Origin of the sequence: Bacillus sp. FJAT-25509 (genome assembly GCF_001420605.1) — a bacterium.
Classification (GTDB): Bacteria; Bacillota; Bacilli; order Bacillales; family Bacillaceae_G; genus Gottfriedia.
In genome coordinates this window covers 63,969-79,927 of sequence record NZ_LJIZ01000005.1, presented here as the reverse complement: position 1 = coordinate 79,927, position 15,959 = coordinate 63,969, and the positions used below count along the sequence as shown (strand labels likewise).

Below are 15,959 nucleotides of genomic sequence, written 5' to 3'. Positions count from 1 at the left end.
ACTTTCTAGTAAGAACTACCAGATCGATTAAGGGCAATGTTTCGATAATGATAATTAGTTAAATAAAAATCAACACGAAAAAAGGGAACCTAAACATATGATGTTGAGGCTTCCCTTTTCATTTTCTTATTTACTATTCATTTACCCTTTTTCCGAATTTTTGACGTTTCTCACTCTTTAAATTGTTCAACTTTACTCCATTCTGTTTCCTGAAGAGTCCTCCATAAAATTTTTCCACTTGCAGTAGTTGGTAATTTATCAATAAATTCGACATATCTCGGATATTTGTAGTTAGCCATATGCTCTTTTGACCAATCAATAATGTCATCCTCACTTACTTTGCCTAAATAATTAGGATTTAGGATCACATATGCCTTTACTGTTTCACCCCTTTTTTCATCAGGCTTACTAACAACACAAGCTTGTTGAATGGCTGGATGTTTATATAGTAGATTTTCCACTTCGGTTGGCCACACTTTAAAACCTGACGCGTTAATCATCCTTTTAACACGATCAACGATAAAATAGTACCCTTCATCATCAAACCGCCCGATATCTCCTGTACGGAAAAATAGTTTTCCGTCTATTTCAACAAAGGCGTCATTTGTTTCTTCTGGTCGGTTAAAGTAGCCTTTAAATACTTGTGGTCCATTAACAACGATCTCACCAACCTCACCAACACCTAACTGTTTCATTGTAATTGGCTCGATAATTCTGGCATCTACATCAAATGATGGAATTCCAAGACATTGAAGTTTTGGTCGATCTGGCGGATTAAAATGTGTCTGAGCAATTGTTTCTGATAAACCATAGCCTTCTACGAACTTTAAACCTGTTAATTGGAATAGCTGCTCACCTACTGCTTCCGGAAGAGGTGCCCCACCACCTGCAATATTTACAAGAGAGTTTATATCATCTGTATTTAAAACCGGATTTGCTAAAAAGTCGATTAGCATTGTACTAATATTTACCCAATGGGTACATTGATAGTTTTCAATCAGTTTGCATGCATGGTTTCGATTCCATCTCGTTAGCAATACCATACTTGAACCGGTAAGAATCGGTGTATGCATTCCATGAACCATTCCTGTTACATGGAATAGAGGTAAGGTTGAAAAGCTAACGGCATTTGCAGAAATATTCATCCAAACGGCAGATCCTACTACATTTGCTTGTACCGTTTTATGTGTGTGTATACAGCCTTTTGGTAAACCTGTTGTTCCTGAAGTATAAGGAAGAACTGCAACATCTTCTGAAGTACCTTCATATAGTGATGGGATGAACTGTGTTTGTATAGCATCTTCCCAATAAAATATATTTTCGCTTTGATAAATTTTCTTTGACTCAGTTATTTCAGCCGCTAAATCGGAAACTAAAGGAATTGATGGTAAGTATTCAGAGTAGACTGCAACTACTAAATTCTCTAATCCAGTTGTAGCTTGTAAAGGTTCAATTTGAGGGGATAGTTCTTGGCCAATGATTGCAGTTTTAACTTCACAATCATTTATGTAAAATTCAAGTTCATCAGTGGTGTTCATCGGGTTAATTGGTACTACAATTCCTCTTACTCTTAATATTGCATAAAAAGCGATGACATATTGTGGTGAGTTTTGCATATAAAGCATTACGCGTTCACCTGGGGATATTTCTAACCTGTGCTCAAGATACCCCGCTAAATGATCAACCTCTTCAAGAAGTTGCTTATACGTTTTTGAAGCGCCATAATACTCTATTGCAGTTTTATTTGGATATCTTTTTGCCGAAACGACTAAATTATCGTAGAGTGTTGTCTCAGGTAAAGTTAAAGATTTAGAAACCCTTTTTGGCCAATATGCAAAATGTGAAGTACTCATCGTTTTCCCCTTTCGCTTATATACCTTTTTTATATTAAGTTTTAATACTGACAGTCTTTTTTATATGTATGAAATTTTAGTCATTAACAAAAAAATTCAGGGTAATAATTCATATATAATCACTCCATTAGAAACCGCTTACAAACTATTCGCTTTTAATAGCATTTTTTAAATTATTTGAAAGTAAATTGCAAAGTGAGGTAATTGCCAAGTTTAGTGTGGAAAGGAAAAATAGAATGGAAAATGGAATAGTAAATCATTATCAAGATCAACTTTAGACCTTATTATAATGGAAAAGCTTAAATGAATAAATAGTTTTTTGAAAATTAAAAAAAACATTTTAAGTTAACTGAAATGTTTAATTCCAAAATTTTTTAAGTAAAATTACATACTATTACTTACTTTACCACTTTTCTATGTTTCAATTAATAACAAGCGAGGTGTTAGCATATGAGAATTGGAATAATCGGTTTAGGAGATATAGCTGCGAAGGCCTATCTGCCGGTTCTTTCTGAAAAAGAAAAGATTGAGTTGGTGCTATGTACAAGAAGAAATGAAACACTAGACCATTTATCAAACAAGTATCGAATCAATGAAACTGTTAATACAGTAGATGAATTGTTAGAAAAGAATATTGATGCAGCGTTTGTTAGTACAGCTACGGAAGCTCATTATATGATCACTAAAAAGTTATTATTAAATGGTATAAACGTTTATATTGATAAACCTATTTCGTTGAACTTTAAAGAAACTGAACAAATTGTAAATCTAGCCAGAGAACAAGGAACAATAGCGATGGTTGGATTCAATAGACGATTTACCCCAAGAGTAAGAGAGCTTACTATGCATGGAAAGGCTAACTTAATCATCATGCAAAAAAATAGATTTAACTTTCCTGAACATACCAGAAGATTTGTTGTAGAGGATTTTATTCATGTTGTGGATACACTTAGGTATTTAATGTCCACTAATGTAGTGGATTTAAAAATCAATTTCTTGAAAAAAGATACTATGCTCGAACACCTAGTCATTCATCTTATAGGTGAAGGATGCACGGCTATCGGAATCATGAATAGAAACAATGGTGTTACGGAAGAAATGATTGAATATATGACACCGCAAAATAAATATGTCGTAAGTAGTTTAGTCGAAACAACTCATTATCATAATAAAGAAATCAATATTAAGAAATTCGGTGATTGGGAACCAACCTTATATAAACGTGGGTTTTTCCAAATAGTTGATCACTTTCTTGACTGTATAGAACAGAATAAAACCCCAGACCCTTCAATAAATGATTCCTTAATCACTCATCAAATTTGTGAAAGAATCGTTCAGTATATTGATTCAAATGAACATTAAAAAAACCCGAATAGTAGACTTTAGAGGTCTAATTATTCGGGTTATATTTGTTATTTATTCTTGTTCAGCCATTGCATCCTTTGGAGTACCGAATAAATACGTAAGAACGAAACCACCAGCATAACCAGCAAGTAATCCGATCACATATTGAAGCCACATTCCGTGCGCAATAAGTGGAACTAACGCTGCACCTGAAGGACCAATTGCAATTGCTCCAATATTACCAAACATTCCAATTACTGCCCCTCCAATACCACCACCGATACATGCAGTGATAAATGGACGACCAAGAGGTAATGTAACACCATAAATTAATGGTTCACCAATACCTAAAATACCTACTGGAAGAGCACCTTTAATCATATTTGATAATGATTTATTCTTTTTGCAACGTAACCATAATGCTAAAGCTGCTCCTACTTGTCCAGCACCCGCCATTGCAAGCATTGGTAATAATTCAGTTGCACCAGTTGTATTAATTAATTCGATATGAATTGGTGTTAATACTTGATGTAAACCTAACATTACTAATGGTAAGAATCCCATACCTAATATAAACCCTGCTAACATACCTCCTTTTGAAATAATCCAATTAATTGAGCCAATTAAGTTATCAGAAATAAATCCTGCAAATGGCATGATGAAGAAAATTGTTAGCAAACCTACTACTAATAAAGCAATCATAGGCGTAATTATAATATCTATAGAATCTGGAATAACTTTACGTAATTGTTTTTCTAAAAGTGATAATAAATAGACTGCAAGTAGTACACCAATAATACCACCTTGTCCTGGAGCTAACGGATCACCATTAAAGATATTTTTAATTGGTTGATCTGGAAGCATACCTGTTAAAAGTGTTACTCCACCAATTACTCCACCAAGGGATGGTGTCGCCCCGAATTCCTTCGCTGCGTTAATACCAACATAAATTGCTAAATAACCAAAAATCGCATTTTTAATTACATTTAAAACTGTCACATATTGTGACCAAGTTGCTGCATCTAGGTTTTGAGCAGTAATATTGTTTGACAAAATAGAAGCTATACCAGCAATTAAACCTGCACCAACAAATGCTGGAATTAGTGGAATAAAGATATTACCGACTTTTCGTAAGAAATTTTTAAAAGGTGTGTTATTTTTCTTTTTTAATTCAGCTTTAAGATCTGAACCTTTTTCATTTAAAGCCGCTGATGAAGTACCTTGTTTTCCTGATGAGCTGTTTTTTAGCTGACCAAATTGTTCTGCAACTTTAGTTACGGTACCAGGTCCTAAAATGATTTGGTAAGTCTCATCATCGACCGTTCCCAAAACCCCGTTAACTTTTTTAAGTTGTTCTTCATTGATTAAACTACGATCAGTAACGTTAACACGAAGTCGTGTCATACAGTTTGTAAATGAAGCGACGTTATCAGTACCGCCGATGGCATCAGCGATTTCAGAAGCTAATCTTTGATATTTATCCATCTTCTTCTCTCCCTAAAATTTATTTTTGTATCGCTTTTCGAACAAATCCTTCTGACTTTTTCAATTGCTCAATTGCTTGCTCATAACTAAATCCAGTAAGAATCATAACGATTGCTACTTTTGGACTTTGATTCGACTTCGTTAAATACTCTTCTGCAATTTCATACGTACATGAAGTTGCTTCCATTACAATACGCTTTGAACGCTCAACTAATTTTTCATTTGTTGATTGAACATCAACCATTAGGTTACCGTATACTTTTCCAATACCAACCATTGATGCTGTAGATAACATATTGCACACTAACTTTTGAGACGTACCAGCCTTTAATCTAGTTGAACCAGTTAATACCTCAGGTCCATTAACAACTTCGATTGCTATTTCTGCCTCTTGGCCAATCTTTGAGCCCTTGTTACAACTAACCGCTACAGTAGCAGCACCAATTTCTTTTGCATATTTTAAACCACCAATAACATAAGGAGTGCGACCACTTGCTGCAATTCCAACTACAATATCATTTTTACTTAATTTAATTTCCTTTAAATCTTCAATTGCAAGTTCTTCGCTATCCTCAGCGCCTTCAACTGCTTTTATAAAAGCTTTTTCTCCACCTGCAATTAACCCAACTACCTCTTCTGGACTTGTCCCAAATGTAGGTGGACATTCAACTGCGTCTAAAAGTCCGATTCGGCCACTTGTGCCTGCACCTATATAAATCAGGCGACCCCCACTTTTGAAAGCCGTTACAATTTTTTCAACAGCTTTAGAAATATTAGGGATTTCATTTCGAACGGCAGCGGCAACCTTAGCATCCTCTTCGTTCATTACGGTTAAAAATTCTTCTATAGACATTTCATCTAAATTCATTGTTTTTTCATTTCTTGTTTCAGTTGTTAAATTTTCAAGCATATTTTCTTCACCTCAAGTGATTTTTTATTACTAAATTTAATTTCATACTTATTATAACTATCTTTGAAATAAAATTTCAATACTAAAAGTTCATAAGGAATAAATTTCATATTTTTAATTCAAATTTTGTTCACATAATTTCATATTCATAAAAATTACTTGCTAATAAATTTTTCTTTTAAAAGATGTATAAATCGATAAGTTTGTACCTTAATTTGTCTGGCATAAAAGTTTAGTCTCAATTTACAATTTCAAAACATAATTAATAAACTAATGTGGTATTTTAAACCTATGTACTTAAAATATGTTTGTTAATCTCATGGCAACTTAACTTAAATACAATTCATTTTATAAGTGAAAAAACAACATCCTCCATATGATTAAGGATATTTATGTCACTTAACTAGGGGTATACAATGAAAAAGTTTATACGGTTTTTTAAAAGTTTCTCGTTAGTGGAGAAAAGCGCACTTCTATGCTTTCTCTTACCTCCAGTAGGTATTTCACTGCTATTGATCATCGGGCTACGTACACTCTATACTCAATGGTTTGTTAATAAACGTTTTATTTATTCGTTTAGTTCGTACTTTTTCTTATGCCTTTTTATATCTACTATTGGTGCTGCTCTATTATTTAGAAATATATTATTTTTATTGGTCAGTATCATGATTCTTGGTTATTGGGGAATATATTGTAGGATTTTAGTAACTGAGAAAGGTCAATTATTTCAGAGATTTCGTATGATTATAATCTTTGGAGGCGTATATAGTTGTGTAATTGGATGGATATCCAAATGGTTTGTATTTCCTAAAATTGTTGGTTATTTATTAGGGACAGTGCTTTTTGGGGAAGTTGAACCTAAGAATTTTAACCGTCTAATTGGTTGTGCATATAATCCCAATTTCACTGTTTTTATTTTATTAATTGCTATTTCTTTTCTATTTGCCAGCCTACTTTCTAGTTTAGAGAGAAAACACTTTATTAACTTAGCGTGGCAGCTTCCAATCCAACTACTACTTAGTTATGGAATTTATCTTACGGGTTCAAGAGCTGGCTTTGCGACGATGATACTAATTTATTTACTTTTTATCTTTCGACTTAATCGAATCTTTTTCTTTGTTTGTACAATCTTCGGACTACTCTTTTCGAAATGGTTGCTCTATATCATGCCAAGAGCCGATTCAGTTATTCAAGCAGGGCATAAAAGATTGGATATTTGGAAAAACGCTTATACAATATGGAAAACCCACCCATTCTTTGGTGTGACACCGATTGGATTTGGTCAAGAATATGCAATACAATATGGTCACTTCATCCCCCATGCACATAATTTACTGCTGGGTATGTTTGCGGAATACGGAACATTAGGAGGATTGGCTTTTATAACACTAATTAGTATAAATATTGTAAAATGCATTCACTTATTCTTTTTTGAGCGCAGTAAAAAATGTTTTTTTAACAGTTTTTTACTCGGCCTACCAATTATTTTGTTTACAGGGGTATTTGATGAGCCCGTGTTCTCTCCGCAAATCGGTTTCCTAACAGTCATACTGCTTGGGTGTTGGGATCGATATTCGAAACGTATGCAATTTAATATCGAGATTTCAGCTATTCAAGGCAAATTTATTAGCGTTTATGGGAGTACAGCTAGGTTAGTTGTTAGTTCGTACATGATTTTGCATTATTTAAAATCGAAGTTTATTAGTAACAAGTACTAAAAAGACCCCTACGATTAATAGGGGTCTCTTTGTATAGGTTATGATATTTTTTTCGTAGCTTGTGCTTGTACTTCTACTGCCACATTTCGTTTTGTTAAGAATAAGTTTAAAATAATTGCTGTTAATGAACCTGTCACAATTCCATTTTGCATTAACATTTTTAAAAAGTCAGGTAGTTGGTCGAACATTTGTGGAAGTGTGGCTGAACCTAATCCTACTGCTATACTACAAGCTGCGATTAATAGGTTTTCTCCTTTACCTAAATCGACTTCTGAAAGAATTGATATACCGGCAGCCGCGACAGATCCGAACATAACAATCATAGCGCCTCCAAGAACGGCATTTGGAATAACAGTCGTTAAAGCTGCTAGTTTAGGTAATAATCCAAGAACAACCATAATACTCCCAGCAGCATAAATAACTTCCCTCGATTTAACTTTTGTAAGTGAGATTAAACCAACATTTTGTGAAAAAGCTGTGTAAGGAAATGCATTAAATATACCACCGAGCATAATTGCAAGACCTTCTGAACGCAATCCATTTACGATTTGATCTTGTTTAACCTTTTGGTCAGTCGCTTTTCCAACTGCGAAATAGACTCCAGTTGATTCGACCATACTAACAATACATACGATAATCATTGTGATAATAGCTGTAATACTGATTTTTGGTGCTCCAAAATAGAATGGTTGAGCGATACTAAACCACGATGCTTCTGATACGCTTGAAAAATGAACGATTCCCATTGCGTAGCCAGCAATTGTTCCAACAACCAAACCAACAAGTACAGAAACTGTACGTAAAAATCCTTTAGCCCATCTGTTAATGACTAAAATTACGATAAGTGTAAGAAGGGCAAGTAATAAATTGTGTACTTGACCAAAGTCTGGACTCCCTTGTCCTCCTGCTACATTATTCATAGCCACTGGAATTAGGGAAAGTCCAATAATCGTTACAACTGATCCTGTTACAATTGTAGGGAAAAATTTTAAAAGCTTGCCATAAAAAGGAGCAGCTAATACTACAAAGATCCCGGAAATAATTATTGCACCGTATGCTGTCGGTAAATTTGAAGAGGATGCAATTGCAATAATTGGACCTACCGCCGTAAAGGTACATCCTAAAACGACCGGCAATCTGCTACCAATGTGTTTAGTCCCCATGCTTTGCAGGATTGTTGCTATACCGCAAGTAAATAAATCTGCTGCAATCAGATAAGCGATCTGAGTTGGCGTAAGTTTAAGCGCGCCACCTATTATAAGAGGCACAACAACTGCACCTGCATACATAGCCATGACGTGTTGAAAACCTAATGTAAATGCTTTTTGTTTACTTAACAATCTGATTCTCTCCCTTGTCATTGCTGAATTTATCTATATTGATTGGCGTACAGTTATTACTCTTTATAAAACAAAAAAGGACAGATTCCACTTGAGTATGTTTCTCTCAAGTGAAACCTGTCCTTCTGGGTTTTTATCCCTAATGGTGTAGCACGGATAGTGCCCACATCGCTCGGACCAGCCATTTTACTTACAATAATGCGGAACCCTAGATGTGCTTTCACTCATAGTCGGTCGATTATATTGGTCGTCCGGTAGAAACTTATGGGCCATATCCCCATGATTATATGAGTTATTTATATATTTGTACCTTGATTATGTTACACATGCTATTCAATATTTTCAAGTAGAAAATGCAGGAAAAGGTGCCCCATTAGAAAAAAACTAACGGAACACCTTCTATTATGTTCTACGCATATAAGCTTTTACAGTAAGTGGTGCAAAAATTGCTACAATTACAGCAGCTCCAATAAGCGAAATGATTAGATCTGATCCTGCAGTTCCTGCGTTCGTAAGATTTCTGACAGCAGTGATCAGATGTGAAATTGGGTTTATTTTTACAAACCATTGAAGCCAATTTGGCATTGTATCAACTGGTACAAAGGCATTTGAAAGAAATGTTAATGGAAATAGTGCTAGCATAGAAATCCCTTGTACACTTGATGCTGTACGTGCAATTACTCCAAAAAACGCAAAAATCCAACTAATCGCCCATGAACATACAATTACAAGTAGCCCCGCTAAAACTACATAGCCCAAGCCACCTTCAGGGCGATATCCCATTATATATCCCATTGTGAAGGTAAGAACTGTAGCGATTGTATAACGAATCGTATCCGCCAATAAAGCTCCGGCCAGTGGTGCAATACGTGCAATCGGCAGCGACTTGAATCGATCGAATACACCTTTATCCATGTCTTCACGCAATTGTACACCTGTAACAATCGAAGTAGTAATGACCGTCTGCACTAAGATTCCTGGTATGATTACTGGTAAATAACTCTTAACATCCCCAGAGATTGCTCCACCAAAGATATAAGTAAACATAAGTGTAAAAATAATAGGTTGTAACGTAACATCAAATAATTGTTCTGGTGTACGCTTAATTTTTAGTAGACCACGATAAGCCATCGTAAATGAATTTTTTACTGATTGACTAAAGCTAGTTTTATTTTTTAATTGACGATAAGCAGCCGGTTTTATTGATGTGCTCATACCCTCACTCCCTCCATTTCTTTTGTTTTATCTGACTCCTTTGCTCCTTCATTTTCAACGCTGTTACCAGTAATCGTAAGGAATACTTCATCAAGAGTCGGCTTTTGTACACTCATTTCAGTTAGATGGATGCCTTCATCACGTAGGGCAATTAGAAGGTCGGTTACTCGGTCAGCATCCGCCATAGGGGCAGTAATCTTTCCTTCTACTAATGCGATATTGGATTTTACTTTTAGTACATGTTCTACTGTCTGACGCGCCTTTTGAACATCCCTTAAATCTTGAACTTTTAATTGTAACGATGAACTACCAACCGAAGCTTTCAATTCATCAACAGTACCCTCTGCAACTACATGACCACGATCTATTACTGCAATTCGATCTGCTAGTTCATCCGCCTCTTGAAGATATTGTGTTGTTAATAGAACTGTTGAACCTTCTTTTACTAAACGACGAATAGTATCCCACATTTGATTTCTTGTACGAGGGTCTAAACCAGTTGTCGGTTCATCTAAGAAGATAAGTGGTGGCTGAGCAATTAAACTTGCTGCCAAATCTAATCTACGACGCATTCCACCTGAGAAATTTTTCAATGGACGTTTTGCTGCCTCTGTTAAGCCAAATTCCTCTAATAAATCCGCTGCTTTCTTTCGCGCTTCCGCTCTACCTAGACCTAGTAATCTTGAAAATATAATAAGATTCTCTGTAGCACTTAGTGACTCATCAACTGAAGCATACTGACCAGTAACTCCAATTAGTTGACGTACAATATGAGCCTTTTTTAATACATCATGACCGAATATGCTTGCAGTACCTGCGTCTTGTCTAAGTAGTGTAGCCAACATTCTAATTGTGGTTGTTTTCCCTGCACCATTTGGTCCAAGTACACCGTAAATACTTCCCGCACGAACGTTTAAATCCACTCCATCAACCGCACGATTATCACCAAATGTTTTAACTAAACCACTCGCTTCTACTGCCAAATCTCCATTATTCGGGGTAATTATTTTTTTATTTAAATATTCCAATTCACTTCCTCCTTTACGACTTATTACAAGATGAATATATCGACTAATTATGAATTAAGTATGAACTTTAAATAAAAATTTTCTTTACGAATAATTACAAGCTAGAGGATACAATGTTCAATGTAAAAAAACTTCCCTTATCTAATTTAAGGGAAGTTTTTTTACATTGATTTTCAGACTGTTTGCAAGCATTTGGCGGGCAGTCTGAAATTTAGTCATGTACTATGGTTTGATTTAGTAGTAGGAACTCTGAGTTAATATTAGATAAAAAAGGAGTCGCTTCACCTAAGCTATATAGATGTAATTGATGCATTGCTCGTGTACACGCAGTATAGAATAGTCTTCGGAGACGATCATCTCCATAAACTTGAGCTGATGCATCATAAATAATCACTGCATCGAATTCAATTCCTTTTGCCAAATATGCAGGAATAATGACTACACCTTGTTCATATTCAACTGAGTTTCTCTTCACGTGCTTGATTCCTTCTACATCTTTTAATGCTTCATATGCATCTAAACTTTCTTCGGCAGATTTGCAAATGACCGCAATTGTATTAAATTCACTTTTCTTTAAGTCTTCGATTTTAGATGCAATATGGCTGTGCAAATCTTCTCGATTAGATAATTGTGTTAACACAGGCTTATCCCCAACTCGTTCAAAAGGCGTAATTAGATTGCCTCCAGGTATAAGTCTACGTGTGAACTCTACAATTGGTTTTGTTGATCTGTAACTGCGTGTCAGATTAATCACTTTTGTTTCATCTGGCCCATATAAGCCTTTAAGTACATTAAAATCACCCATCTCACTGGCATGAGCAAAGATTGCTTGATTAAAGTCGCCTAGCACCGTCATTTTTGCAGAAGGAAACAATCTCTTCAAAAATTCAAATTGGAAAGGAGAATAATCTTGAGCTTCATCTACAAGTACAAATTTAATCAAAACATTTGATTGGAAGCCTTGAACTAATTCTTTTAAAAGTAAATACGGTGTAGCGTCCTCATAAAACAATTTGCCTTCATCTAACATATTTAACGTTAACTGACATATATCTTCCCAATTCTCAGGGGTATCTCCTTCAATCCATTGTTCAATTTGAGTTGGATCAGAAAATAACTGTTTATAGACTCCTTTTATGTCAATGAAACGCAATCCTCGAACCCATTCACGTAGTGGCTTTAGTTTTTTACGCACAACCATTCGACCTAATACCTTAGTTTCTTGTTCGTAATCATCGAATGAATTATCTTTAAATTGTTTTTTCTGTAAGTACTTATATGCTTTTTGATAATCATCTTTGCTGAGTAACTCGATTTCATCTTGTACCCATGTTTTTTTCAATTCTAGCTTTTCCATTTCATTGATTTGCTTGTTTAACCATTCCGTCAACTTCTCTAATCTGTTGTTAAATTTTAAAGAAGGATCGGTGCTATAAAATCTTTCATATATTTGTTTAGCTGTAACAACTGGTTTACCTCTAAATTTAAATCCTCTAAAGACCATTCCAGATGATTCCAGTGATTGTCTGTATGCCTTTATTGTCTCAAAGAAACGAGTTGAAGCTTTAAATTGAATGCTTGAAGTCCTAGTCTTATAGGAAGGATCATCGATAGCAGTTAGCACATATTCTAATTGCTCATAATTATCCTCAACTTGGAACGCATCACTTAGCCTATGAACTAAATATTCTTGGAATGTAACTTGTTGCATATTTTCTTCGCCTAGTTCAGGTAAAACTCTCGATACATAGTTATTAAACATTGCGTTAGGAGAAAATAAAATAATTTGATCTGCTTTTATCCAATTTCTATATTTATAGAGCAAATATGCAATCCTTTGTAGAGCTGCAGATGTCTTTCCACTACCAGCCGCCCCTTGAACAATCAGTAATCTACCTTTGTCATAACGAATGATCTGATTTTGTTCTTTTTGAATGCTGGCTACTATGCTTCTCATATGCTTGTTTGTTCCTTTACCAAGCACATGCTGTAAAATCTCATCACCTATAGTGAGACTTGTATCGAACATTGATTCAATTACACCGTTGCGGATAATGTATTGCCATTTTTGGTCTAATACGCCATTCACTTTTCCCCCAGGTGTATCATACTCAGCAGGACCAGGTGGATAATCATAGTAAACACTTGATACTGGGGCCCTCCAATCATAAACTAAAATATTCTCTCCAGTTTCGTCCATTAGTGTTGAAACACCAATATAAATACGCTCTGTTTCAGACACACCTTCTTCTGTAAAGTTAATTCGACCAAAATAAGGAACCTCTTTCATCCGACGAAGTGCTGATAGTCGGTTAGAAGATTGCTTATGATTAATTTGGCCGATCGCCAAAAGTTGAGATTGTTGTCTTAAACTAATAACCGTCTCTAAATAGTCATCAAAACTATCTGTGTTGACTTTAACCTCATCCCAGAAATTTTTACGAACATTGATTACTTCGTTTCTACGTTGGGCTGTTTCGTCTGTTAATTTACTAATTTTGTCCGTGATTAGATCTAATACAGCATTTACTCTTACTTGTTCTTTTTGAAGTTCGTTGTTCATTTCATGCACTCCTTTAAAAGATAAAAATGGGGGTTGACTCAAGAGGATTTGTATAGTAAAATTAAATTAGGGAAAATATGACCTCTTTATTTTTTTATTTATATATACTGTATTAATCTACCACGTTTTTATCTTTTAGGCAATAGTCCACGTTTGAAATCATCATTATTTCATCTCAATTACTAATTTTCGTAAACTCAATAATCAAAATGACCCACCCAAAAATGATCATTTCATCACTTATAGTAAGGTCATCCTTATTATTTATTAATTTCTTCTGTACATACTTCAATTTGCTAAATTTACATCTTTATTAAAACCCGCCATATTATTTATGATTATTCCTAAATACAAATTCTCCATTCACAATAGTAGCTTGAACATTAAACTGACAATCAATTAAGACGATATTTGCTTTTTTCCCACACTCTATGCTTCCAACTTCATGTTCAATTTTAAGTAATTTTGCTTGGTTAAGACTGACCATCGGTAAAATAGTTTCTAAAGGCACCTCTAAAATGTCATTTAAATTTTTTAAACACTCCATTAAATTAGTCGTGCTTCCTGCTAATGAACCTGTTTCTACTGTTCGAGCAATTTTATTTTCCACTATAACGTCTAGTGTACCAAGATTATAGGATCCATCTGGTAAATCAGCAGCCGCCATTGAATCACTTATTAAAAAAATACGTTCTGTCCCTTTTGCTTTGACTAAAAGTTTAATTGCTCCAGGGTGGACATGCTGTAAATCTGCTATACATTCACAATAACATTGATCATTTGTTAGAACGGCACCAAGACACCCAGGATCACGATGATTAAATCCCCTCATGCCGTTAAAAGTGTGAACAGAAATTCTTGCCCCATGTTCAATTGCGTTATTCGTTGTGTCGTAGTCTGCATTTGTATGACCCATAGACACGTGAATTCCTTTATCTGTTAACAATTTAATAGCTTTCTCTGCATGCTCTTTTTCTGGAGCTATTGTGATTACTTTGACCGTATTATTGGAAATTTTTATGAGTTCAACTAACTCATCAGTATTTAGTTCACGAATATACTTGACCGGATGTGCACCACGGTGCTCAGTAGTAATGTATGGGCCTTCTACATATGATCCAATGATTTCCGCTCCTTCTGTCTGTCCCATCGCCTCATTTATGATTTTTACAGCTTTTTTAATTTTTACGAAATCATGAGTCAAAGTAGTTGGCAAAAATCCTGTAACTCCATGACGAGCAAGTGACATAGACATTTCTTGTAATGAGTGAATACTCCCATCCATCGTGTCATTCCCAGCAATCCCATGAATATGTAAATCAATCATGCCTGGAATGGCTGCAAAACTAGAATAATCTAATATTTCACAGGCAGGTCTATTCGTAGTTACTCCATTTATTTTTCCGTTTTTTATTAGTATATAGCCAGCTTCAATTACTTTATCGGGTGTATAAACCTTATCTACCTTAATTGCTTTCATAACTCTTCCCCCTCTATTATTCGCAGGTATACTTTTTCAAAAGAACAATAGACAACACCAAAATAGGATGCTGCCTGTTTGTTTAATACTTATACGTGTAAGTAGTTTAATTTTTTTAAAGTTAAGTAACATGCTCCATACAGCCCTGCATCATTTCCAAGAATCGAAGGAAATACGGTTGTTTCTTGATGATAAATCGGCATGGTTTCCTTTTTAATCTCAGAGTTGATGTCCTGAATAAACTGTTCTCCCTGCTCAGCAATTCCTCCCCCAATAATAATTGCCTCTGGGTTCAGAAGGTGAACTATATTTGAAAGACCTATGCTTATATAACGGATAAACCTTTTATATACGCCAGTAGCAATTGGATCTCCTTTTTCTACTAAAGACAAGATTTCTTCTCCAGAGATTTTCTCTATAACTTCACCAATTTTGTTCTTTTCATCAATAAAGTCACTTACTAACGCTGAAGTAGCAGCATATCTTTCAAAGCACCCTTTCCGTCCGCATCCACAAGAGCGTCCGTTATTAATGATGACGGTATGACCTAGTTCTCCTGCTAAATGACGGGATCCGCTTACAATATTCCCATCTATAATAATGGTGCTCCCAATACCTGTTCCTAATGTTAAAAAAACTACATTTTTCTTCCCTTGAATTGCACCCTTCCACTTTTCACCGAAACAAGCACTTTTCACATCATTTTCAACACTAACGGGTAATTTTAATAAATTGAAAAGTATTTCGCCCAACTTCATTCCTGAATAGTCGGGTATATTGTTGGAAAATAAAATTTCACCTGTTTCATGATTTACAAGACCACACGAGGAGATTCCGATTCCTGCAATTAAAAAATCATTTTGAAGCTTTTTTATTTTCTCAACTAAAAGTTCAGGAAGTAGCTTTTGTATATTATTTTTAGGTGTTGGTACCTTATCTTTGTAGACCATTTGCCCATCACGATTTATTAGTCCAAATTTGATAAATGTACCCCCGATATCAAAACAAACTATATTTTCCACC

The 15,959-nt window shown here is 35.0% G+C and carries 11 protein-coding genes and 1 riboswitch; of the genes, 2 read left to right on the top strand and 9 right to left on the bottom strand.

What is annotated here, in order from left to right:
• Positions 1 to 170 precede the first annotated feature (170 nt).
• Positions 171 to 1,853, bottom strand: a complete 1,683-nt coding sequence (locus AN960_RS04140; RefSeq protein WP_056467256.1) for a long-chain fatty acid--CoA ligase — start codon at positions 1,851 to 1,853, stop codon at positions 171 to 173.
• 450 nt (positions 1,854 to 2,303) lie between these two features.
• On the opposite strand from AN960_RS04140, the gene AN960_RS04135 reads away from it, so the two are divergent.
• Complete coding sequence (locus AN960_RS04135; RefSeq protein ID WP_056467255.1) at positions 2,304 to 3,215, top strand: Gfo/Idh/MocA family protein; 912 nt, start codon at positions 2,304 to 2,306, stop codon at positions 3,213 to 3,215.
• 54 nt (positions 3,216 to 3,269) lie between these two features.
• On the opposite strand, the gene AN960_RS04130 is transcribed toward AN960_RS04135, so the two are convergent.
• Positions 3,270 to 4,682 (bottom strand): PTS transporter subunit EIIC, encoded by a 1,413-nt coding sequence (locus tag AN960_RS04130; RefSeq protein ID WP_056467252.1) that lies wholly within the window; start codon positions 4,680 to 4,682, stop codon positions 3,270 to 3,272.
• A gap of 19 nt (positions 4,683 to 4,701) precedes the next feature.
• Positions 4,702 to 5,592 carry an N-acetylmuramic acid 6-phosphate etherase gene (gene murQ, locus AN960_RS04125; protein ID WP_056467251.1) on the bottom strand — a complete coding sequence of 297 codons (891 nt, stop codon included), beginning with the start codon at positions 5,590 to 5,592 and terminating at the stop codon, positions 4,702 to 4,704.
• Between the two features lie 416 nt (positions 5,593 to 6,008).
• Between murQ and AN960_RS04120 the strand changes: the two genes are divergently transcribed.
• Entirely contained in the window at positions 6,009 to 7,310 is a 1,302-nt protein-coding gene (locus tag AN960_RS04120; protein ID WP_082459362.1) for an O-antigen ligase family protein, read from the top strand.
• A 38-nt stretch (positions 7,311 to 7,348) separates the two neighbouring features.
• On the opposite strand, the gene AN960_RS04115 is transcribed toward AN960_RS04120, so the two are convergent.
• The 6 genes from AN960_RS04115 to AN960_RS04090 form a co-directional block, all read right to left on the bottom strand.
• Positions 7,349 to 8,650, bottom strand: coding sequence for a nucleobase:cation symporter-2 family protein (locus AN960_RS04115; protein WP_056467248.1), 1,302 nt, complete (start codon positions 8,648 to 8,650; stop codon positions 7,349 to 7,351).
• Positions 8,651 to 8,857: 207 nt separating this feature from the next.
• Positions 8,858 to 8,961, bottom strand: a riboswitch (purine riboswitch).
• A 91-nt stretch (positions 8,962 to 9,052) separates the two neighbouring features.
• On the bottom strand, positions 9,053 to 9,865 hold the full coding sequence (locus AN960_RS04110; RefSeq protein WP_056467245.1) for an ABC transporter permease: 813 nt from the start codon (positions 9,863 to 9,865) through the stop codon (positions 9,053 to 9,055).
• Positions 9,862 to 10,893: an ATP-binding cassette domain-containing protein gene (locus AN960_RS04105; RefSeq protein WP_056467242.1), complete on the bottom strand. Its 1,032-nt coding sequence runs from the start codon at positions 10,891 to 10,893 to the stop codon at positions 9,862 to 9,864. Before AN960_RS04105 ends, AN960_RS04110 begins: the two co-directional genes overlap by 4 nt.
• Before the next feature lie 211 nt (positions 10,894 to 11,104).
• Positions 11,105 to 13,456, bottom strand: coding sequence for an RNA polymerase recycling motor HelD (gene helD / locus AN960_RS04100; protein ID WP_056467239.1), 2,352 nt, complete (start codon positions 13,454 to 13,456; stop codon positions 11,105 to 11,107).
• A gap of 328 nt (positions 13,457 to 13,784) precedes the next feature.
• A complete protein-coding gene (gene nagA / locus AN960_RS04095; RefSeq protein ID WP_056467236.1) occupies positions 13,785 to 14,936 on the bottom strand; it encodes an N-acetylglucosamine-6-phosphate deacetylase in 1,152 nt (383 codons plus the stop codon).
• 89 nt (positions 14,937 to 15,025) lie between these two features.
• Positions 15,026 to 15,958, bottom strand: a complete 933-nt coding sequence (locus AN960_RS04090) for an ROK family protein (RefSeq protein WP_056467233.1) — start codon at positions 15,956 to 15,958, stop codon at positions 15,026 to 15,028.
• Position 15,959: the final 1 nt, after the last annotated feature.